Origin of the sequence: Trichocoleus sp. Lan, from assembly GCF_039961855.1 — a bacterium.
Lineage (GTDB): Bacteria > Cyanobacteriota > Cyanobacteriia > Cyanobacteriales > FACHB-T130 > FACHB-T130.
Genome location: NZ_JAMPKA010000020.1, coordinates 96279 through 119614 on the forward strand (window position 1 = coordinate 96279; position 23336 = coordinate 119614).

Here is a 23336-nt window from a genome sequence, read left to right on the forward strand (position 1 = left end):
GACAAGGCGGGTTTAGTCTGCGTAACCGTTAGGGACACGGAAGCCCCCTCGCTGTTACCCGGATTGTTAGCGGGATGCACAATATCCGATGAAATCCGTTAATTACAAAAATTCTGGATGTAGAGACCAATGCTTAACTTTTATCAATTAGAACAGCAAATTGAAGAACAGATGAAAGCCTCCGCTATCCCAGGTGTGGCGCTTTCGGTTGTCCAAAATCGGGAAGTCATCTATGCCAGGGGTTTTGGTGTCACCAGCGTGGAAGATGGCTCAATCCCCGTGACTCCGCAAACTCTGTTTCGGATTGGTTCCGTCACCAAGCCGCTGACTGGGACTGCGGTGATGCGGCTGGTTGAAACTGGTAAGCTTGACCTCGATCGACCCATTACAGATTACATTGATTGGTTCGCCTTCAGCGAGGAGGGAGCTGCTGAACGCATCACCCTACGGATGCTGATGACGCATACATCTGGACTCCCTACGGATGCCCAAAACTATGGTCGGCGCGATCCAGAGGGACTTGAGGCTTACGTCCGAGACCAGATCCCGAAGTACCCGATTATTGCACCTCCCGGCAAGCTGTATTCCTATAGCAATCCCGGCATTATGGTGGTTGGTTATATTGCTGAGGCTGTCAGCGGTAAGCCCTTTACACAACTGATGCAAGAGTTAGTTTTCGACCCTTTGGAGATGCAACGCACGACATTCGATCCGACGGTGGCGATGACTTATCCGATTGCTCAATCGCACGACCAAAATGAGGATGGGACGTTAAGGGTGGATCGCCGTTTTGCTGATAATACAGCTGGCTATCCGGCGGGATTTATCATTTCCACGGTGCTGGATTTGGCAAACTTTGCGATGATGCACATGAACGAGGGTTGTTTTCGCGATCGCCAGATCCTCTCACCCCAGTCGGTTGCCCAAATGCAAACACTTCATGCAGACTGGTATACGGCGGAAGGGGCGGGATATGGACTGACTTTCATGGTTGATCCCTACAAGGGGATACGTCGAATCGGACACAATGGTGCAATTAGCAGCTTTGGTAGCTGGTTCCTCATGGTTCCGGAGGCTGATGTTGCAGTTTCGCTGGTGTTCAACCGTCGTGCCCCTGACTTTGCTGCTTACAAAATCGTCAACCGAATCTTTGACGAACTCCTGAATCTGCCAAAGCAGGCACCGAAGCCGCAAGCGATCGCGCCCGATACCGAGTTATGGTCGCAATATACAGGATTATATTTGGGACCTCAGACGGGTTTGCTCGAGATTCAGGTGGTGGATGGTCAGCTGATGCTTGAATTAAACGAGCAGGTGATGCCTTTACAGGCAATCAAAAAAGACCTTTATTTTGCACAAAAGCCAGAGAGCCAAGAAAAAATTCCTGTCGGTTTTATCCTCGAAGCAACAGAACCGACACGGTATATTATGGTCAACTCTTCACCCTGCGAACGCATCGAACTCGATGCTTCGTTTGTGCCGGATTTCTCGGCTTGGGCATCTTATGCGGGCAGCTACACGTCATATCTAGATACGCTGACTATCCATGTTGAGGCAGATCGCGTGTTCCTTCACACCAAAATGTTCAACCAAGATGTGCCCTGCATCCTGATAGATAACACCCACTTTGCTTGTAAATTCGGTCTAATTGAAGTGCAAGTTGCGGAGGATGGCGTTGCGCGATCGCTTAACTTAGGAAATTATTTCATCTTTACCCGCTGTTAGCTCATCCCAATTGCTCTGTTGATTTCAGCCAAAACAATAGTTGCGTCATCTGGCAATTCTCTAGTTCAATCCACACTTCTGTAAAGATAACGACCGAATCTGCTATAAGATTTGGTCAGTAGCAAAGAGTTGAGAACCAATCCGAGTGACTCATGCAATCGGGGAAAACCTAGGCGGGTAGCTGCGTTTGAGATGGCGGAAATTTTTCAAGTTGGCAGCCAGGTAATTCAGGCACATGAGATTCCGTCTTTGTTGAGCCGTTATCAGTTGCTGCCCCAGTTTTTGCAAGGGATTATTATTGACGAAGCGATCGCGCTCTATTCTTGCACAGATATAGAGCGTCAATTGGCTGTAGAGCAGTTTGCCGCGCAGCACCAACTCACCTCCCCGGAAGCGCGAAAAGCTTGGGCGGTATCCCAAGGCATGACCTTAGAACAACTGGAAGACTTAGCTGTACGACCCTTGCTGCTAGAGAAGTTTAAGATGGCTACTTGGAGTTCAAAGGTCGAGTCTTATTTTATCGCTCGCAAAGCGAGTCTCGACCAGGTAGTGTGTTCCTTAATTCGTACCAAAGATATGGGAATTGCCCAGGAAGTCTACTTTAGAATTCAGGAAGGAGAGCAATCTTTCGCAGAGTTAGCTAGAGAATATTCCCAAGGAACAGAAGCTCACACTGGGGGAGTCATTGGCCCGGTAAGTTTGAGTGCTTTGCATCCAGCGATCGCAAAAATGCTAGCCATTAGTCAGCCGGGACAGTTATGGCCTCCTACTCGTCTGGAAGAGTGGTATGCAATCGTTCGACTTGAAAAGTTCTTGCCAGCACAGCTAGATGAACAAATGCGCCGTCGATTGATTGACGAAATGTTTAATAACTGGCTCAAAGAGCGGATGCAACAAGTCAGTTTATTACAGTTTATCGAGTCTTCAGTCTCGGATTCAGTGTGACTTTAAAGGCAAAGTTGATGTAAATTGATTGCCCCCCAATTTAGCGGGGGTTGGGGGATCAAAACGGGACTTGCAAGTTCAAGAAGACTTGTATATACACGGTAGCTGTGGACGGGGAGCGGTAGCAGGGTGGTTTCATTTATTAAAAGAAAATTCTGTAACGTTGATTTTGGTTGGCGGTAGGGGCTTTTTGATTGCCATATCCCTACAAAATGTCGCAATGCCTCGAAATTTTCTAAGGATTGTATGAAACCACCGTGCAGTAGACGGGGCGGGGTCTCCCTGTCCGACTTTAAGGTAGCCCCGCAGCAGGGTTCGCCCTCCCAAGATAGAGGGTAGTTGCCGACAAGTATTAGCCCACTTTTTGCCGCTCTCAGTATATCTACAGAGATAGCGATTTCTTAGTACCAAGATGGTTTATGAAGATTGCGTGAATTTACGGCAACTTCATCCCAGCTTAATTTATACTTAGAATTAATTATCAGGGTTTGTTAACATCAACTGAATATCTTTAGGGGGGCGCTATTTAGGCTAAGGAAAGTTTGAAATCCTGCCCTTGGCACTGAGATAAGTGCTGATGATGTTGGCTACAAACAACCAATTTTCTGGAGAGATAGATTTTGCCAAAGTATCTGTTTTACCACAAGTAGGTTGGCTCAATTTGACCTGCCGAGGGAAAGAGTAATCTCTGTGAAGAAACAGTAGTATGGCGATCGCTCCTGAAAATTGGAATTTAGCGATCGCCATACTACTCCCACTTGGCTTCACAGTTCTAGACAACCATTGAAAATGAAAAGAGACTTATATGGCTCCGACAACGCTTGCTGCTGGTGACATTGCCATTATCGGTTTCAACTTTGACGATCCCGATCAACTTGCCTTTGTTTTACTAAAAGATATTGCTTCTGGAACTGCAATTCACTTTACAAATAAAGGTTGGCAAAGCAGCAACGAATTTAGAAAGGGTGAAGGAACCCTGACTTGGACAGCAAATAGAAACTACTCGGTTGGCGAAATTGTCAATCCGGGCGTTGGTTCAATGAAACTTTCAAGTGATGGGGATCAAATCCTTGCCTACCAGGGTTTGTCAACCGACCCCACCTTTATTTATGCAATTAATAGTAACGATTCGGCATGGGCAGAGAATGCGACCAGTAACAATAACTCTGCATTACCGCCAGGATTAACAAACGGATTAACAGCGGTATCTATCCCAGAAATTGATAACGCAACTTATAACATTACTAACGGCACTTCCGGAACTAAAGCAGAGTTACTTACAAAAATCAGCAACCCAGCGAATTGGACAGGCAATAATAACCAACGGTTGACGATGCCCAGTAGTACATTTACAGTGACAAATACTGGCAGTGGAATAACAGAATCCCTTAGTTTGACTGTTGACTCCGCCACCTTCTCAGAAGCCGCAGGTGCAGGTGCTGCCACTGGAACTGTTAGCCGAACCGGAGACTTATCAAAGTCAGTCACGATTAACTTACTCAGCAGTGACACTAGCGAAGCTACCGTTGAGACAACTGTAACCATTCCAGCAAATCAGGCATCAGCAACCTTCGCAATTGATGCGGTGAACGATCCGTTTGTAGAGGGTTCTCAGACAGTGACATTAACAGCTTCTGCAACCCAATATATTAGCGGCACAATTACCGTAACCGTAACTGACGACGAACTAGAAGCTGGTAATATTCGCATCCATGACATTCAAGGTGCTAGCCATACATCGCCATTGGTGGGTCAGTTGGTTTCCAAAGTCCCTGGTATCGTCACCGCAGTAAAGTCAAATGGATTTTATCTGCAAGATCCTAATCCGGACACGAATGATGCTACCTCCGAGGGGATTTTCGTCCTCACTTGGATAACCCCCAAAGTCAGTGTTGGGGACTCTATTCTGGTTAGCGGGATTGTTGATGAATTCATTCCTAGCGGTTCTGATAGCAGCAGTCTCTCCACAACTCAAATTATTGTGGGGAATGCAGGGATTGCAACAATTTCCAAGGGTAATCCTTTACCTAGTAGCACTATTTTGGGTGAGGGCGGACGCACGATTCCAACTCAAGTGATTGATGATGATGGATTAGGTATATTTAACCCGACGCAAGACGGCATTGACTTCTACGAAAGCCTAGAAGGAATGCGGGTGCAGGTGAATAATGCGGTAGCGGTAGGGCCTACCAATGATTTTGGTGAAATTCCCGTCCTGGCTGACAATGGTGTGAATGCTAGCACCCGAACGGACAGGGGCGGTATTGTAGTTCAGCCGGGGGATTTTAACCCGGAACGGATTATTATCGACGATGCCATTATTAACGGTGAACCTCAAGTAAATGTGGGCGACACCTTCACTGGTTCCATCACTGGCGTCATCGACTACAGCTTTGGCAATTATAAGCTTCTCAACACTGCACCTTTACCTAACGTCATTTCGGGAAATTTAGCACGGGAAACAACTGCATTAACAGGAAGTGCTGACCAGTTGACGGTTGCTAGTTTTAACGTCGAGAATCTCAATCCTGCTGATGATAACGCTAAATTTAGCAGCCTTGCGAATATTGTTATCAACAACCTCAAATTACCAGACATTATTAGCTTGGAGGAAATCCAAGACAACAATGGTGCCACAAATGATAGTGTCGTTGATGCTAACCAAACTTACCAAACCCTAATAGATGCGATCGCATCTTTGGGTGGAGCAACTTACCAGTACCGTCAAATTAATCCGGTAGACGACCAAGATGGCGGTCAACCGGGGGGAAATATCCGCGTCGGCTTCCTCTTCAACCCGAATCGCGTTGAGTTTGTAGACCGTCCCGGCGGCACCTCCACGACTAACACCACCGTAAATAGCGGAACAGATGGCGCAGAACTTTCCGCTAGTCCGGGTCGCATTCTTGACACTAACCTTTCCAATGGTGACGCCTTTGCCAACAGTCGCAAGCCTTTGGTTGGGGAGTTTCTCTTCAAGGGCAATCAAGTATTTGTCATCGGCAACCACTTCAACTCCAAAGGTGGCGATCAACCTCTTTTCGGAAGTTCTCAACCGCCAACACTCACTTCAGAAGCACAACGTCTACAACAAGCCGCTACCGTTAATAACTTTGTCGATAGCCTGCTAGCAATTGACCCCAATGCCAATGTCATAGTCCTGGGGGATTTTAATGATTTTCAGTTCTCAAAGCCGTTAGAAGTATTGAAAGGAAACGACCTCACGAACCTGATTGATACTTTGCCGAAAAACGAACAATATTCCTACATTTTTGAAGGGAATTCTCAAGCACTTGACCACATTTTAGTCAGTAAAAATCTCAACTCGACGGCAGAAATTGATGTTGTGCATCTCAATGCCGAGTTTGCTACTCAAGATAGCGACCACGATCCGCTAGTCGCCCGTTTTACCTTACCAATCAATGGCAACGCAAGTTCTAATACCTTGGTTGGCAGTAATAGTAATAATCGTATTGATGGGAAAGCGGGGAACGATACCCTGATCGGACTGCAAGGAAATGATATCCTCACCGGCGGTGGAGACCAAGATATTTTTGTAATTCGCAGCGGCGATGGCATCGACACAATTACAGATTTCGGTGGCGTAGGAACGGGAAATCATCCATCCGCAGAGATAATTTTTGAAGTCGATACCCTCAAATTTGAAGGGGCTGGTTTAACTGCCAACAATCTACTTTTAACTCAAACGGGTAACGATTTAGCGATCGCATTCGATGGCGTTGATAACACGAAGGTTATCTTGAAAAATTTTACCCTCCAAGATTTCAATAACCTCCAACAATCTACAGGTGCGTCGGTAGACATCGGCAATATTCTCTTTAACGGACAAACGCAGATTCAGAAAAGCTTTGAAATTGCTAACGCTAACGAGGATCTCAAACAGATTTTCAACAAAAATACCGTCGCTTTCCTTAACGATTTGGATAACAACACCCAAGGTTTTGATGCTTCTAACGATGTTATTAACGGTCAAGGTGGCAATGACACGCTAGAGGGATTGGGTGGCGATGACTTGCTGCGTGGCGGGATTGGCAACGACACTCTATTAGGTGGAGAAGGAAACGATTACCTCGCCGGTGGCGACGGTGATGACTGGCTTAATGGTGGGATTGGTCAAAATACACTCTTCGGCGGTAATGGTAGCGATCGCTTTGTTGTATCGAATAACAGCGGCACAAACACGATTCTTGACTTCACCGATACTCAAGACCTCATCGTATTATCCGATGGTTTGAAGTTGGAGTATCTAACGATTACCCAAGGGACGGGTGCGAATGCAAACAATGCTTTAATCGGTCTTGCGAACACAGGGGAACTATTAGCAACACTTACTGGAGTGCAAGCAAACACCCTGACCAGCGATGATTTCACCACGATCTAGTTAAGTGAAAATCAATTGGTAATCGTCTGTTGACCGTAATCGGACATCGTTCTGGTTAGGGTTTACGGACCTAAACCCCTATAAGAAAAAGTTATATAAAGCAGAGATAAAGTGACAATGAATTTTTTATAAAGTTTTTGTCAAAATTTTTTCATCTTCCTAAAGTAGTAAACAATTAAAGTGTCAAATAAGTACAGAAAGAATTGAAATGTGCTAAAGACTACACTATAACTTTTCCAAGCAATGCAATTTTGAGATTGTTTGCATTTGTCCTTGGTCGATACACCTTTATCAACAAAATGTCCTCTCTAGCCAGATATTTGCAGGAATTTCGATAATTGAGGCTAAAAACGCTAGTTTATCAAAATTCCTGGAAACTATATGACAGCATCTACTGAGATTAATTCAGTTCACCAGCTATTGGCGACCTGAATATCTACAAACTGACGACTTTCTCTACGTTATTGAGCGACACGCTGGCGATCGCTCTGGTGTCTCTACTTATCTCAACCATTGATATTTACACCCAAACCTCATCATGCAAGACTTTTGGAATCATTCCTCCTCAAATCAAAAACCAAACCAAGCTGGTCAGGGCATTGCTGGTGAAAACTCTTCAGTGGTAGAGACTTCTCCTACCCAGCGAGTACAAAAGATAGTCTTCATTGACTCTACAGTTGAGAATTACCCGAGTCTCGCTGCTGGTGTGGAACCGGGGACGGAAGTATTTATCCTGAACCCAATGCAGGATGGAGTAGGGCAAATTGCACAAGTGCTGGCAGAACGCACCAACGTCACCAGCGTTCACATAGTTTCCCACGGGACACAAGGCAGTTTGCAACTGGGGTCAACCCAACTGAAGTCAAGCAACCTAGAAGCATACACTAGCCAGTTACAGCAGTGGGCAAATGCTTTAACCCCTGATGCTGACATCCTTCTCTACGGTTGCGATGTGGCAGCAGGGGAAGTCGGTGCAGCTTTTGTGCAACAACTCAGTCAGCTAACAGGTGCTGACATTGCCGCTTCGGTTGACTTGACAGGCAGCGCAGCTTTGGGCGGTGACTGGGATTTGGAAGTCGCTACAGGCAACATTGAAGCTAACCTAGCATTTCTGCCTGGAGTGATGCAGACTTACAACCACATTCTGCCAGCAATTAGTCTTACTTCAGGGGGTACCTACTCTCAAAATTTCAATACTTTAAGTACAACAATAAATACCAATATTGCATGGACGGATGACAGCACAATTCCTGGCTGGTATTCCAATAGAACATTGTACATCGCAAGTAGTGGAGTGGAAAATACAGGCGCACTCTACAGTTTTGGTAGCAATGGAAATAACGATCGCGCTTTAGGAGCGATCGCTTCAGGAACTACAGGTTCAGTCTTTTGGGGTGTGCGCCTAGTCAACAACACAGGCAGTACTCTTACTTCGCTCAATATTGCCTATACGATGGAGCAATGGCGGGCTAACAATGTTACACCTCAAACCACCAACTTTCAATATAAAGTTGGTGCTGCAAGTATTTCAGAGGCAGGGTACACAAGTTTTTCTGCCTTAAATCTTGTCAGTGTTAATAATACAACTGGGGGTTCTGGTTCTGTAGACGGAAACAATGCCAGTAATAGCACCGCTCTTACTCAAACCCTGACTAGCTTTTCAGTCAACAATGGTGAAGAGATATGGCTGCGTTGGAACGACCCAAATGACACTGGCTTCGACCACGGCTTAGCAATTGATGATTTTTCTATTTCTGTTCCTAATACTGCGCCCAGTCTTATTTTGACTGCTGCTGCGCTACCTTACACCGAAAATGCAGCTGCTACCGTCATTAATAGCACCGCCACTGTCACAGATAGCGACTCCCTCAACTTTGACACCGGGAAGCTGACAGTAGATTTTACGGCAGGTGGCACGGCATCCGACCGTTTAGCAATTCGCAACCAAGGTAACGGTGCAGGGCAAATTGGGCTAGATGGCACAATTGTCAAATACGGCGGAGTGCAAATCGGCACCTTCACAGGCGGGACTGGCACCACTCCTCTAGTCGTCACTTTCAACGCCAACGCCATACCCGCCGCCGCTACTGCACTGCTGCAAAACATCACCTATCAGAACGCCTCAGAGAACCCCAGCACCACTCCTCGCACCGTCCGCTTTGTCGTTACCGATGGCGATGGTGGCACCAGCACCGCTGTTACTGAAACCATCAACGTTACATCTGTCAACGATGCGCCGATTATTGGTGCTTCAGTAATTAAATACGATGGTTCGTTAAATACCACGCCCGACGATCAAGAATTTACCTACATCCCCTTTGGTATTGCAACGCAAAGTGCCTCCGGTGGCGCGACTACCTTGGATACCACTACCACTCCAGACAGTTATGCTGGCTATTCCCCTAAAAGCGTACCTACCTTAGACCGCGCTACTGGTTACACCGTCAATTTCACCGCCCAAGTTCTCTCAGAAAATCATACGACGAGCACAGCTGATAAAAATGGCGATGGCATTGCCGATAGAGCTGGTTTCAGCATCATAGTTCTCAGCAGCGACAAAAAAGGCATCGAATTAGGATTCTGGAATAATGAAATCTGGGCGCAGGAAGATGGCACAACTCAGGCAAACCCCAGCGCAAATCCTTCTGCCAGCAACAACCAACTTCTGTTCACTCATGCGGAAGGTGCTACCTTCGACACCACTACAGGTTTAATTCCTTACCAGCTGACAGTTCTTGGCGATACTTACACTCTCTCAACAGGCGGCACCACCATCCTTAGCGGTAAGCTGCGGGATTACACTGCTTGGGTGGGGGTGGGGCCTATCGATCCCTATGAAACCCCTAACTTCATTTTCTTCGGGGATGGTACTACCTCTGCCAGCGCCAAAGTAAAGTTATCAGATGTCTCAATTACAACTAACAGCAGCTTTGCACCCCAAACAGTTGCTGAAGATACCGATTTATCGATCGCAGGAGTTAGCGTATTTGACGTGGATGCGGGAAATACTGCTATCACCGTCACTCTAGAAGTCAACAATGGTGCTTTGACAGTCAACTCTACTGGGTTAACAGTCAATGGCAACGGCACGGGAACTGTCACCCTGACAGGAACCCAAAGCCAGATTAACGCTAACTTAGCTGCCACTAACGGACTGCTATACAAAGGCAAGCAAGACTTTAATGGTAGCGACACGCTCAAGATTACAGCTAACGATGGTGCAGCTACTAGCAATATCAAGACGATACCAATTACCGTCACCCCAGCCAACGATGCCCCGGTGTTAAATAATACCGGGAGTCCGGCACTAACAGCAATTAACGAAGATGTTGCCCTTGCCAGTAACAATGGGACTCTGGTTTCTGAGATTATTGCTAGCGGTGCTGGTGGCAACCCCATCACCGATGCAGATGCAGGTGCAGTAGAAGGAATTGCTGTAATTGGGGTAGATAATACCAACGGCAGTTGGCAGTATTCTACTGATGGCGGAAGTAGCTGGAATAACTTTGTGGTGTCTGCTGCGGCTGCTACCGTACTAAAAGATACAACAAGCGATCGCATCCGTTTTCTCCCTAATGCCGATTTTAACGGTACTGTCACTTCAGGCATTACCTTCCGCGCTTGGGATGCTTCTGACGGACTCACTAGCGGTAAAACTGGAGTAAATCCTGGGGCGGGTGGCGGCGCATCTTCCTTCAGCATCGATGCTGAAACAGTCAGTATTATTATTAACCCAGTAAACGATGCCCCCAGTTTCACACTTGGTGGCAATCAAAGTATCGCAGCCGGGGCAGGGGCGCAAACTGTCACTGGCTGGGCGAGTGGGTTTAATCCGGGTGCTGCTAACGAATCAAGTCAAAGCATCGACAACTACATCGTCAACGTCACTAGTAACCCTGGTATCTTCGCCTCTGCACCAAAAATTGACCCGCTGACAGGTAATCTTACTTATACTCCTGCTGCAACAATTGCGACAGCTACTACAGCCACAGTTGCAGTCCAAGTTAAGGACAATGGCGGCACTGCTAACGGTGGTGTCGATACCTCAGTAGTGCAAACTTTTCAAATTACCGTCAATTCTGGAACGCCGACAGTTAGCATCCAGGCGATAGATGCTGATGCAGCAGAAGCGGGCGCAAATACTGGAACTTACCAGATTACCCGGACTGGCAACACAACGGGCGATTTGACAGTAAATCTTGCTGTTGATGGTAGCAGCACTGCGATCGCAAGCGACTACAATCTCAGTAGCGGCGGTTTGTCCGTGGTGATTCCAAATGGGCAGGGTTTTGTCAATGTTACTCTTACTGCTGTTGATGATACTTTGCCAGAGTTAGCGGAAACGCTGCGGCTAAACTTGGCGACGGGTGCAGGTTACACCATTGATGCTGCTAAGAACAATGCTACGGTAGCGATCGCATCTAACGACACGATTCAATACGCGATTACTACTGCTTCCCTAGCTTTAAAGGAAGGTGACACTGGTAAGCAAACCGTTACCTTTACTGTCACGCGCAGCGGCGGAATTGGTGTAGCCAGTACCGTTGATTATGGAATTGGTGGAACCGCAACCAATGGCATTGACTACAACAACATACTGGTTACAGGTGGGACAACTGCCCTTTCCGGCACGCTTAGCTTTGGAGTTGGCGAGACAACCAAAACAATCAACCTAGATGTTTTGGGTGACACAATATTTGAGCAAGATGAAACCATCAATGTCACCCTGAGTAAACCGAACCTAACACTTGCCCCCGCAAGTTCGACGATTACTACAGGTACAGCACAGGTAACGGTTATTAACGACGATGCCAAACCCACCGTCTCCATCACACCAGCCACTGTTACTCAAAGCGAAGGCACCACAGGAACCAGCGCCTACACCTTCACCGTGTCCCTCTCCAACCCCAGTGACCAGCCAATTACGGTCAACTACAGTACCAACGACGGCACCGCCACCACCACAGACGGCGACTACATCGACAACGACGGCATCCTTACCTTCAATCCGGGCGACCCCTTAACTAAAACCATCACGGTTAACGTCAAGGGTGACAACAAGTTTGAGAAAGATGAAACCTTCAGCGTCAAACTCAACAATGCTACCAACGCCACCGTTAACCCAGAGGCGAACGCCAGTACCGCCATCATCACCAACGACGATTCTCAACCCATCGTCTCTATCGCACCAGGCACCGTTACTCAAAGCGAAGGCAATACTGGCACCACCGCCTACACCTTCACCGTGTCCCTTTCCAACCCCAGCGACCAGCCAATTACGGTCAACTACAGTACCAACGACGGCACCGCCGCCACAACCGACGGCGACTACACCGACAACGACGGCATCCTTACCTTTAATCCGGGCGACCCCTTAACCAAAACCATCACGGTTAACGCCACGGGTGACAACAAGTTTGAGAAAGATGAAACCTTCAGCGTCAAACTCAACAGTGCTACCAACGCCAATCTAGGCAACACTACTGCCACAGGCATCATCAAAAACGATGACACCCCTGGATTCACTATTTCCCCGATCAGCGGCAACACCACCGAAGCTGGAGGTACTACCACATTTACAGTTAAACTCAACAGCCAACCCACCGCTAATGTCACCCTTGGCTTAACCAGTTCCGACACCACCGAAGGTACCGTCTCTAGCCCCAGCCTCACATTCACAGCCAATAACTGGAATATTGCTCAAACCGTTACGGTCAAAGGAGTTGATGATGCACTGGTTGATGGCAATATCGCCTACAACATCATCACCGCCCCAGGCGTCAGTACCGACCTTAACTACAACAAACTCAATCCTGTTGATGTCGCTGTCACTAACATCGACAACGACGCCGCCGGATTTACCATCACCCCAATTAGCGGCAACACCACCGAAGCCGGAGGCGCTGCCAACTTTACCGTCAAACTCAATAGTCAACCTACAGCTAACGTCACCCTTGGTTTAGGAAGTTCCGATCCGACAGAAGGCAGCGTTTCCAGCCCATCGCTGACCTTTACTTCAAATAATTGGAATATTGCTCAAACCATTATGGTGAAAGGAGTTGACGATGTACTTGTCGATGGAAATATCGCCTACAACATCGTCACTGCCCCTGCTATTAGCACCGACGCCAAATATAACGGACTGAACCCGCAAGATGTTGCTGTTGTCAACATTGACAACGACACTGCACCCCTCAATGTCATTAACGGCACTTGGCTTTCTGAAACCTTGGTGGGAACCTCTTTAGACGACCGGATCAATGGTTTTGGCGGTCATGACACGATTGTAGGGGGACTGGGAAAAGACCGGATTTACGGCGATGACGGCAACGATACCCTGATTGGCGACCTCAACAATAATCTCTTGACTGGGGGTTCGATAGGTATGGATGACATCATCTACGGCGGTACAGGTAGCGATCGCATCAACGGTTGTGGTGGCAATGATTATCTGTACGGTGAGTCCGGACATGACCAAATCTGGGGAGATGGGGGCGATGACCGACTTTACGGAGGCTTGGGGAATGACATCCTCACCGGAGGTTTGGGGCGCGATATTTTCGCAGTTTCCAAAGGTGAAGGAACTGACACCATCCGCGACTTCCAAATTGGTCAAGACTACATTGGGTTAGTTGGTGGTTTGGCACTGAATCAGTTGTCGATTATTCAGCAAGGTAGCAATACCAGCATTATTGACAATTCCAACAACCAGACTCTGGCAATATTGGCTGGGGTGAATGCTGCTACGTTTATGAGTAATGCAGCTTCTACTTTTGTAAGTATCTAGTATGAGGAAGCAGCTTTAATTAATATTTAAAGCTGCTGATTTGGCAACTATTGACAATGAGTTGCTGTGGATATGAGCCTGAAGCCAGAACAGAATCTAATAGAGAAAATGCTTCTAAGAACATCAACACCGTACATCTACACAATTTTGCTGCTGTTAGGAACGCTAACTTCAACTGCTACCGCCCAAACACCTAATTTAAAACCCAATCCATCAAGCTCGACAACAGACTTTACAGGCGTTACAATCCTCCAGCTACCTGATGGCATTCCTGAATTAAATAACGATACTGTAGACTCATCCTTTGGCGATACCCTTGATGTAGCAAAACACCCACCAGGCGCGTTGGAACCCGCAGCCTTAAGCTTCGAGGACCAGAATTCTTTAGCCAAACCGTCTTTTTACACGCTAAAACAAGGGCGTTTTCTTGCCCAAATATCTAATGTAAAAACTGCACTCCCCACACCAGAATCTAGTTCCAAAGCCGTACCTTCCCCAGAGACATTGGAGGTTGAGATTTCTCAACCTTTAGCAGAAGTAAAAACACCTCCTCGGACTTTGCGCGAAGCAGGGTTACTCCAAGAAATACTAACCCCAGAAAACGCCGCTCCTACAGAAGAGATTAGCGCTGCCACTAAACAAACAGCACCATCAGATCGAGTTCGTTCTCAACGATTTCTGCCCCGGATCGGCGCTGAATTTACCACTGGTTCTGGTGTGGGTTATGAAAGTTCTTTTGGTAGCATTGGAGGCTTTGTTCCCCTATGGCAAAACTCAGACAAACTCACCTTCTTAGAAGGTCGATTGCTGTTGTCAACGGAAGATTCTCATATAAGCAGCAATATTGTTTTAGGACATCGCTTTTATAGTGCCAAAGATAACCGGATCTTGGGTGGCTATGTCGCCTTCGATACCCGCGACACGGGTAATAGCAACTTTAATCAACTGGGTGCTGGGTTTGAAAGCTTAGGAGAAAACTGGGATATTCGCGCGAATGCTTACATTGCGGTTGGAGATACCCGCCAACTGACCCAAGAGAGGGTTTTTTCTACAGGTTTATCGTTTTCAGACCCTTTCTTTCAGGGTAATTTCTTGGGTCAAACTAGAAATCAACAACTTCAACGCGATCGCAATTTTGAAGCAGCGATGGCAGGATTTGATGTTGAAGCTGGCGTGAAAATCGCCCAGCTAGGTCGAACCGGCGACCTCCGAGGCTATGCTGGAGTTTATTATTATGATGCCCCAGGCAGTGCAGAGATTTTGGGCTGGCGGACTCGGTTAGAAGCCCGTCCTACTGACACTTTCAGCCTGGGACTATTGCTCTCAAATGATGCCACTTTTGGCACGAATTTGGTGCTGAGTGTGGGGGCGAATTTTCCCGGAACTCGTCCGAGAGGGATACGAACAGAAGATCGGGTTCTGGCGCGTCTGGGGGAATCTGTTACCCGAAACGCGAATATTGTAGTCGATGAACAATCCGAATCTGAGTCTTTCAGCGTACAAGATACGGTATTTGTCACAAATCCCGCGACGGGTCAACCGTGGAGATTTCGGCACGTCAATTTGGGAATTGGAACCGGGAACGGCACGTTTGAGAATCCGACTGGAACGGTTGCGGAAGCTTTGGTTGTGGCTCAACCCAATGATATTGTCTACGTGCAACCAGGGACAAATCCTGGGGTTCCTGCTTTCAAGATTCCTGACCAAGTGCAAGTGCTTTCAACTGGCCCTGTGCAGCGTATAGATACCGTGGAACTCGGCAATTTACAATTACCCTTGTCTAATGCGGGGATACTGGCAGACGTGACAGGAACGGTCACGATGGGGAACACGACAACCCTTTCGGGTTTTGCCATTAGCACAACTACTGGTTCTGGCATCGCTGGAAGCAACATCAGCAATGCAATTATTCGAGACAACGCGATCGCGAATTCTGCCAGTGAGGGCATCTTACTGGAGAACGTGACCGGGCAGATACTGATTCAAGACAATGCGATCGCAAATTCTGCTTTGGAAGGCTTTTCCCTCAACAATAATCAGGGGCAAGTTAACCTAATTCTTGTCAAAAACACGATCGCCAACAATGGTGCTTTAGCTAACGAAGGGGACGGCATCAATCTTGAACTTCGCAATACTGCAACTGGAACCTTTAATATCTCAGAGAATACGATTACTGGCAGTAACAGCTTCGGGAGCATCGCCGACGGAGTCGAGGTAAAACTGTTCGAGAGTGCTTCCGGAACCTTTACTCTGACTAATAACCAAATAACCGCAAATCAATTTAGTGGCATTAATATTGAACTTGAATCCAATACTTTGGGGACATTTGAGATTGCCAACAGCACAATCTCAGGCAATCAATTTGATGGAATTTCTATCAAGCTAAACGATAGCGCGACTGGAACGTTTAATATCACTAATACTCAAATTTCTAAAAACGGGTTTTATGGGATTGGGATACCTCTCTCAAATAACACCTCTGGAACCTTCAACATTACCAATAGCACCATTGCTGAAAATCAAGATAATGGAGTGAATATCGCACTTTCCGATGCAGCGATAGGAACAGTCAATATTTCTAACAATCAGCAAATTTCTAAAAATGGATTTTACGGAATTTTTACCAGCATCAATGGAAACGCCCAACTTCAATTCCTCAGTGAATCAAATCAAATTATAGATAATGCTTTTACCGGGCTTTCCCTCAACAGCTACGATACTGCTAAAATCTTTGCCGGAGTCCGGCTTAACACCATAACAGGCAGCGCAATCGGCGATCTCGAAGCAATAACCAGCGGTTCTGGCGATACAATTTGTCTCCAACCCCGCAATAATACGATTGGAAACTTTTTCTTAAATGACAGTTTTGGAGGAGCGATCCAGATAGAAACGGGAACGCTGTCTACAAATAATATCTCTGTCAGCGATCTTAGCAATTGGTCTGGAACCACTGTATCGGCTGGAACTTGTGGTTTCCCTTAATCGGTAAACGATACCAGTTCACTTTTGTCGGATCTCACGTGTAATCCCCCAGATCCCCATTTTCAGGTGGGATTCGAGAATTGAAGTGCCTGTAGAGACGCGATTAATCGCGTCTCTACAGGAGTTCGCGAATTATTTAGGCGTAGCAATCCTACATGATTCGTGAAGGAGAGATCCCCAACTTCGAGAAAGAAGCCGGAGATCTGAACCACTGTATTCGCCAGTAGATGATTTGTAGGGAGAAGTTGTGTAACAAGATACAGAATGACTTTACATAAGATAATGCCTCAGATAGGTATATCGAGAAGCCATAACTACATCCTAGGACGAGGAATTTGTACCTCTGGCTTTCTAAGATTGATCTCAAGCAAAAATAATAGGAGTAGTTTATGACCGAACAACCAGATCAACAAGTTAATAACTTACCTTCAGAAGTCCAAGAACTGCCTGAGGCTGCTCAGCAGATTTTCCAGGCTGCATTTAAGAGTGCCCATGAAGACGGGATGGACGAAGAAGCTGCCCGCAAGGTTGCGTGGAACACCATCAACAGCGAATACCGTCAAGGTGAAGATGGCAACTGGGAGCGGACTCCTGAAATGATAAACGAAGACAATTCAAATCCCGTAACCCGCGCTGCGGTTCAGTCTGGTGGCAATTAAACGCTTTTAAGTAGCAATCGTTTAGATTGATTGACAATAGAAGGCGGTCTGTGCAAGTCACAGACCGCCTTTTGCCTATAGGTCTACGTTTAGCTTAATTTGCAGTAAAATGAACCGTTTTAAGTGCAGCGAACGATATATAGATAAATACCCTCAGATAGAACCTCACCCCTAGCCCCTCTCCCTCTGGGTTCATAAGGTAGGGTTACACTAGAGTGCATTCAATAAAGAATTTCCATCGTGGCGTCTGAAAGCAAATTGTTCGCGTCGCCAGTTGACTAAAGCAACTGCGCCCAAAAGATAAATTTGAATAAATTATGATAATTTATGGTTGTAGCTAGCTCAACCTTGCTAATTGTCTCAACTCAATGGTTGATCAATTAACCAGGTAAAAAAATAAAAGGAGGTAGAACATAATGAAAAAAACATTCAATAACCTATTATTAACAGGCCTTGTAGTGTTTTCAATGGCGCTGGTCAGTGGTTGTGGTGGAGGCGAAAACTCTACTACTTCTCAGGCTTCTCCTTCCCCAAAATCTACTGCATCTCAGACTTCAACTACCTCTACACCGACTTCTTCTCAACTGACTTTTGAAAAATCCTTCCTTGTCAGAAAAACTCCCGATAAAAAAGTTGTGCCGGTCAATGATGGAGTTTATAAAAGAGGGGAAGATGTTCAGCTAGTCTTGCTTAATGTTGGCAAATTTAAGAAAGGTCAGGATGGGAAAAACTGGCTAGATATGGATATGGAAGTTAAAAATGCCAAGGGCGAAGTTATTTTGGTGAAAAAGAGCTTAATTGGAGAAAAAGGACATACAGCTTTAAAAGATGATGTAGCAGCCTCTCCCAATGGCACTGTTAATACAACTCCTAAAATTCAACCGGGAACTTACCAAATTCAGCTAACGATTTATGACAAGGTGGGTGGTGGTAGGGTAACAGAAACTAAAGCTTTTACTTTGAAATAAGGGCGGCGCAAACAAAAATCATCTACTGGATACGATACGGTAGATGATTTGTAATTCCCTTTAACACATTGCACCCCTCCCCGCAGGCAGGGAGGGGTGCCGGAGCCTCAGAAAATGGCAGGGAGGGGTTGGGAACGGTAGAAAATCAGACAAATTTTATCCCTAATTAAAGTTTGCACTTATACAAGCAAATTCATCTAAAGGATAACGCTAGTTATTTTTGAAATAGCCGAGTTTCCAAATTGGAGATTAAACCCAAAAATTCAAGCTTCGATGTTTTATCCCTGCTTGATAAACGCGCCCTCATTTTCGGATGAATAGCGGATATTGGCTTCTTTGAAACGCCGCAAAGCTTCAGCTAAGCGATCGCATTCAGCAATCAAACTCACCCGCACATACCCCTCACCACCCGATCCAAAGGCATTTCCGGGAGTTACGACTACGCCCGTCTGTTGCAAGACAGAGAGGGCAAAATCTGTTGAGGTCATTCCTACCGGACACGGAACCCACAGGTACATGGTGGCTTTTGGTTTGGGAACCGTCCAACCCAACTCAGCAAATCCCTCGATCAGAAAATCGCGGCGACGGCGATAGCGATCGCAGACCTGATTGACATAAACATCTGGAAGTTGTAAGGCGGTTTCGGCAGCAGATTGCAAGGCGGCAAAGATGCCATAATCCAGATTAGTCTTGAGTGTCCGCAACCCTTGAATGATGTGTTGGTTGCCTACGACAAAGCCAACGCGCCAGCCTGCCATGTTGTAAGTTTTAGACAAGGTATGAAACTCGACGCCGATTTCCTTCGCCCCTGGAATTTCTAACAAGCTGGTTGGTTGATAACCATCAAAAGCTAATTCTGCGTAGCACAAATCATGTACGAGTAAGATTTCGTGCTTCTTAGCAAAAGCAACGATATCTTTGAAGAACTCGCGGGGTGCGGTTGCGCCAGTGGGATTGCTGGGATAGTTGAAATAGAGAATCTTTGCTTGTTGGGCTATATCATCGGGAATGTCACCGAGATCGATCAACCAGTCATTTTCGGGTTTGAGAATCAGCGGGTGAATTTTGCCCCCAGCGATCGCTGGCCCGCGAAAATGGGGCGGATAAGAGGGACTAGGTACCAGAATCACATCGCCTGGGTTGATATAGGCAAAGGCGAGGTGAGTCAGCCCTTCTTTAGAACCAAGTAGCGGCAAGGCTTCGCTATCTGGATCGAGGTCAACATTATAGCGACGCCCGTACCAGTTAGTGATGGCGCGGCGGAAGCTGAGAGTCCCTTCAAAGGGGGGATAGCCGTGATTTGTCGGATTTTGCAACGCTGCGATCGCGGCGTCTATCACTGGCTGAGGCGCTGGGCCATCTGGATTCCCCATTCCCAAGTCAATTAAATCCAGCCCTTGTTCGCGTGCCCTGGCTTTCAGTTCATCCAGACGGGCAAATACATAAGGGGGCAGTGATTGCAGGCGTTCCGCTGGGCTAATCCAATCTAACGTCATTGGTTAAGGCAGGAAAGTTGGCAAGGAAAGCAGGTTGGCAGGCAGGATTGCAGGTTGGAGATTGGCAGGTTGATTAAAACTTTCAACTTTTGAGATTCTTCAACCTTCAATGCGTTTAAACCTGCAATTTTTGAAATTCAAACATCATTATGATTCGCCGCTGAGGTCAGCCCCAGATTTGGACGCCCTACCTCAACGGGTGCGGTTGTGGACACCATTGCCGCCATCAGCTGTTCGGGCACCACCCGGAAGGGTAGCCGGTGGATATCCGAGTTAGGGGCACAGGCAATTTCAGCGGCTTGCCGAAATTCCCCCAGTGTAATATTTCCCAAACCCAAATCATCCAAAGTTTGCGGCAGTCCAATTTCGGCGTAAAACTTCAATAACTGTTGCCTTGCGGTTGCTGCGAGTTGGTTGCTTTGCAGCATTTCTTCTAACCGTAACTGGACGAGAATGCCATAGGCGACTTTCTCACCATGTATGGCACCGTGGGCAGCAGGGATATGGGTCAACCCATTGTGGACGGCGTGGGCGGCGACGGTACGACACTGGGCACCACCTAAACCACCGATGACACCGGCAAGTAAAACTGAGGCATCTACGACTTCTCGCCAAACTTCACTACCCGGTTCTTTCAGCGCTGCTGCGGCTTTTTGGAAGAGAATATCCCGCAGCACTCGCGCTTGTTGCACGGCGGCAATCATCAAAGTTTGGTCGGAGTGACCGCTGCTGACAGAAGCTTCGTACCACTTCGCCAAGGCGTCGCCAATCCCGGCAATTAAGGTGCGTTGCGGTGCAGTCTGAATTAACTCGTAATCCAGCACTAGCAAATCCGGGCACCGATCGAGACTGACATCATAGAGAAATGCCCCTTCGTCGGAATAGACGTTGGAAAGGGCTGTCCAAGCAGCGCAGGTCGCCCCTGAGGTGGGAATTGTGACGACTGGCAACTGGCATTGATGAGCCAGGAGTTTTGCGGTATCTAATGCTTTGCCACCGCCGATGCCAATAATTACGTCGGCTTGATGGTCGGTGACAGCTTTCCGCAGAGATTCGAGCGATCGCGTACTGCAATCTGGACTGTAAGATGCCTGGGCAATGTCTGTCTTTTGCTGTTTTAGGGCAAGCTGCAATCGGGGTAGCGTGACGGACAGCGTGCGATCGCCCCCGACAACCAAGGGACGCCGCCCAAAAGTCGCGATCGCGTCTCCCGCTTGTTCCAGCGCCCTCTGACCGCGCAGCACCCGACCGGGAGCCACCATCAGCGAAAATAACGAAGGAGCGGTTTGAGTAGACAACTCTGGTAAGGATTGATTGGGCATAGAATCAACCATTTTAGTTTAAAGAAGGGAATTGCTCAATACTGCTTATGAAAGAATTTATAACAAATTTCTCTAATAACTTTACTTTAGTAATTGAGGGAGGCAGCAGCCTATTTAACACTCGTTTCTAGGCACTCGTTTCTAGGCTCCGCCTCGCTTTGACTCTGAAAGACCCAATGTAGAGAAAATAGAGAAAGATCCGTAATTACGCGGTAGACTTTGGCAATTGTGCCAGGTTTTCTGGGAAGACTTGGATGTTAAGCTGTTCATCATCCCGGATGGCTAGCGATCGCTTCACCTCACCCAAGTAAAGCGGTTTAGAAGCGCCAGGGGAGGGATGAATAACGGTACGTACCCGAATGGTCAGTAAATTGTCTTTGGCCCGACCTAAACGACCATAAGAGTACAAATCGCTAGCAGCTTGACGCATCGTTGCATCTAATTGGGCGTTGGAAATCGTCGGCGGTACGGAAATCACCGTTTGCGCCCCGCCGGTGTCATAAACCAACTTATAGCGAACCGAACCTGGAACTGCTGTATGGGTAAGCGGTACCAAACTCAAAGAAAATAAACCGGCTGTTAGCACACCCATAAATCCAGTGCTACCCACCAGCCGAAACCGAATACCCCATCGGAAAATAAACCCCAGCACGGTTACAACTGCACTGGCGATGGTAAGAACCGCCGACCATTTGGCTAGTTCTAGAAAAAAAGTAGTCGTTAACATGGCAACTTAAGCGTCTTCCTTTTCATTACTGACGAACCCATTTGGCTGATTGCCATTGGGTGATTCTAAGGCAGCTTTTAAAGTATGCCAGGTGAGGTTAGCACATTTGATCCGAACTGGAAACTGAGAAACGCCTTGCATCACGTTCAGCTTGCGTTGCTCTTTGGGGAACTCGGCTTCCCCTTTCATCATGTTTTGGAAGCGTTCCACCATTTCCAGCGCTACATCTACTTGCTTTCCCCGCAAAGCATCCGCCATCAAGTCAGCAGAAGCCATTGCGATCGCGCAGCCTTCTCCTTCAAATTTCACATCTTCTATGACGTCGCCTGCTGCATTCATCTGCAATGTCAGCTCAATGGTATCGCCACAAGAAGGATTGTGCCCTCTCTGAGACCGATGCACGGGATTGGTTTGACCCTTGTGCCGTGGCTTCTTGTAGTGTTCTAAAATGACCTGTTGATAAAGGTCGCGTAGATTGCCCAAAGTCATGGCGAGATTGATAAGACGATATTCATCCATCTCGATCCTATCAGTGTCGCTTGATTTCCGGAGGGCTGAAAGCCGAGCATTGACTTCCTAACGCTGAATTTAGATAAAATTTCTAGCCGCGCAGTTCAGGCTAGAGTGCCCTTATAGCCTGCAATCGTTCGGCTGTTGGCACTCTTGATAAAGTAGTCGTCAAGCCAGTTTGGCAAGGGCAGCTTCATAACTTTCCTCAATATCAAACATTTCCTCAAGCTGCGCTACTTCAAAAAGTGTTTTGACTGGAGATTGCAAGTTACAAATTACAACATGGCACTGCTGTTTCCGGGCTGCTTTGAGTCCTGCCACCAAAGAAAATAGCCCCGAACTATCCACCCCGTTGATATGGGTCATATCTAGCACGCATAAAGCCGGAGCATCCAGTACGACGTTGTTCACAATCCATTGCTGTAAGAAAGCGCCATTACAGCGATTTAGAACCCCTTGTGGCTGAATCACAATTCGGGAGCTGGCTTTCAGGTTTTTTTGGACTTCAGTAAATTCACAGCAAGACTTTTGCCGCTTAATTACTGAGGAAAAAATCAATTCAGGAAGAAGTATGGTCGATTGCCAAAACTTGATAAGTCTAGAAACACCCATAGTTGTGGCTGAGGTAGACTAATTGGTTCTTTACAAAGATTAGTCCTCAGCTCAGTAATTTTTCGTATGAAGTTGATGAAGACAGCACAAGTTACGTAAAGGTAATGCAAAGTTTCGCCTTGCCCTTACGATCGGTCAGTCGGTAATATTGTCAGGGCTTACGCAGATATCTCCTAAATCCCTGCGAAGAGAGCGCCGCGA

The 23336-nt window shown here is 47.0% G+C and carries 13 protein-coding genes; 7 read left to right on the forward strand and 6 right to left on the reverse strand.

The genetic code is table 11. From position 1 onward, the window contains the following. Window positions 1–129 precede the first annotated feature (129 nt). Complete coding sequence (locus NDA03_RS18400; protein WP_348238794.1) at window positions 130–1725, forward strand: serine hydrolase domain-containing protein; 1596 nt, start codon at window positions 130–132, stop codon at window positions 1723–1725. A gap of 192 nt (window positions 1726–1917) precedes the next feature. Continuing rightward, window positions 1918–2670, forward strand: a complete 753-nt coding sequence (locus tag NDA03_RS18405) for a peptidylprolyl isomerase (RefSeq protein WP_348238795.1) — start codon at window positions 1918–1920, stop codon at window positions 2668–2670. 531 nt (window positions 2671–3201) lie between these two features. Here NDA03_RS18405 and NDA03_RS18410 read toward each other — a convergent pair. Next, the gene (locus NDA03_RS18410; RefSeq protein WP_348238796.1) at window positions 3202–3438 is read right to left on the reverse strand and encodes a hypothetical protein; all 237 of its coding nucleotides are present in this window, start codon (window positions 3436–3438) and stop codon (window positions 3202–3204) included. 37 nt (window positions 3439–3475) lie between these two features. Between NDA03_RS18410 and NDA03_RS18415 the strand changes: the two genes are divergently transcribed. From NDA03_RS18415 to NDA03_RS18435, 5 genes are all read left to right on the forward strand, one after another. Next, the gene (locus NDA03_RS18415) at window positions 3476–7072 is read left to right on the forward strand and encodes an endonuclease/exonuclease/phosphatase family protein (RefSeq protein ID WP_348238797.1); all 3597 of its coding nucleotides are present in this window, start codon (window positions 3476–3478) and stop codon (window positions 7070–7072) included. Between the two features lie 538 nt (window positions 7073–7610). Then, window positions 7611–13859: a DUF4347 domain-containing protein gene (locus tag NDA03_RS18420; protein ID WP_348238798.1), complete on the forward strand. Its 6249-nt coding sequence runs from the start codon at window positions 7611–7613 to the stop codon at window positions 13857–13859. A gap of 72 nt (window positions 13860–13931) precedes the next feature. Further along, entirely contained in the window at window positions 13932–16841 is a 2910-nt protein-coding gene (locus NDA03_RS18425) for a right-handed parallel beta-helix repeat-containing protein (RefSeq protein WP_348238799.1), read from the forward strand. 389 nt (window positions 16842–17230) lie between these two features. Further along, entirely contained in the window at window positions 17231–17500 is a 270-nt protein-coding gene (locus NDA03_RS18430) for a ChaB family protein (protein ID WP_190428293.1), read from the forward strand. A 416-nt stretch (window positions 17501–17916) separates the two neighbouring features. After that, a complete protein-coding gene (locus tag NDA03_RS18435) occupies window positions 17917–18468 on the forward strand; it encodes a hypothetical protein (protein WP_348238800.1) in 552 nt (183 codons plus the stop codon). A gap of 278 nt (window positions 18469–18746) precedes the next feature. Here NDA03_RS18435 and NDA03_RS18440 read toward each other — a convergent pair whose 3' ends face one another. The 5 genes from NDA03_RS18440 to NDA03_RS18460 all read right to left on the reverse strand — a co-directional run bounded on the left by NDA03_RS18440 (window position 18747) and on the right by NDA03_RS18460 (window position 23135). After that, entirely contained in the window at window positions 18747–19964 is a 1218-nt protein-coding gene (locus tag NDA03_RS18440; RefSeq protein WP_348238801.1) for an aspartate aminotransferase, read from the reverse strand. A gap of 137 nt (window positions 19965–20101) precedes the next feature. After that, window positions 20102–21286: an iron-containing alcohol dehydrogenase family protein gene (locus tag NDA03_RS18445; protein WP_190426732.1), complete on the reverse strand. Its 1185-nt coding sequence runs from the start codon at window positions 21284–21286 to the stop codon at window positions 20102–20104. 205 nt (window positions 21287–21491) lie between these two features. After that, entirely contained in the window at window positions 21492–22013 is a 522-nt protein-coding gene (locus NDA03_RS18450; protein ID WP_190411136.1) for a Ycf51 family protein, read from the reverse strand. A 6-nt stretch (window positions 22014–22019) separates the two neighbouring features. Continuing rightward, entirely contained in the window at window positions 22020–22502 is a 483-nt protein-coding gene (gene sufU / locus NDA03_RS18455; RefSeq protein ID WP_190411233.1) for a Fe-S cluster assembly sulfur transfer protein SufU, read from the reverse strand. Window positions 22503–22691: 189 nt separating this feature from the next. Beyond that, window positions 22692–23135: an STAS domain-containing protein gene (locus NDA03_RS18460; RefSeq protein ID WP_242036984.1), complete on the reverse strand. Its 444-nt coding sequence runs from the start codon at window positions 23133–23135 to the stop codon at window positions 22692–22694. Window positions 23136–23336: the final 201 nt, after the last annotated feature.

What these genes read in the sequence shown, in the direction of transcription:
- NDA03_RS18400 (WP_348238794.1), top strand. Translation starts at nt 130, where the DNA reads ATGCTTAACTTTTATCAATTAGAACAGCAAATTGAAGAACAGATGAAA.
- NDA03_RS18405 (WP_348238795.1), top strand. Translation starts at nt 1,918, where the DNA reads ATGGCGGAAATTTTTCAAGTTGGCAGCCAGGTAATTCAGGCACATGAG.
- NDA03_RS18415 (WP_348238797.1), top strand. Translation starts at nt 3,476, where the DNA reads ATGGCTCCGACAACGCTTGCTGCTGGTGACATTGCCATTATCGGTTTC.
- NDA03_RS18420 (WP_348238798.1), top strand. Translation starts at nt 7,611, where the DNA reads ATGCAAGACTTTTGGAATCATTCCTCCTCAAATCAAAAACCAAACCAA.
- NDA03_RS18425 (WP_348238799.1), top strand. Translation starts at nt 13,932, where the DNA reads ATGAGCCTGAAGCCAGAACAGAATCTAATAGAGAAAATGCTTCTAAGA.
- NDA03_RS18430 (WP_190428293.1), top strand. Translation starts at nt 17,231, where the DNA reads ATGACCGAACAACCAGATCAACAAGTTAATAACTTACCTTCAGAAGTC.
- NDA03_RS18435 (WP_348238800.1), top strand. Translation starts at nt 17,917, where the DNA reads ATGAAAAAAACATTCAATAACCTATTATTAACAGGCCTTGTAGTGTTT.
- NDA03_RS18440 (WP_348238801.1), bottom strand. Translation starts at nt 19,964, where the DNA reads ATGACGTTAGATTGGATTAGCCCAGCGGAACGCCTGCAATCACTGCCC.
- NDA03_RS18445 (WP_190426732.1), bottom strand. Translation starts at nt 21,286, where the DNA reads ATGCCCAATCAATCCTTACCAGAGTTGTCTACTCAAACCGCTCCTTCG.
- NDA03_RS18450 (WP_190411136.1), bottom strand. Translation starts at nt 22,013, where the DNA reads ATGTTAACGACTACTTTTTTTCTAGAACTAGCCAAATGGTCGGCGGTT.
- sufU (WP_190411233.1), bottom strand. Translation starts at nt 22,502, where the DNA reads ATGACTTTGGGCAATCTACGCGACCTTTATCAACAGGTCATTTTAGAA.
- NDA03_RS18460 (WP_242036984.1), bottom strand. Translation starts at nt 23,135, where the DNA reads ATGGGTGTTTCTAGACTTATCAAGTTTTGGCAATCGACCATACTTCTT.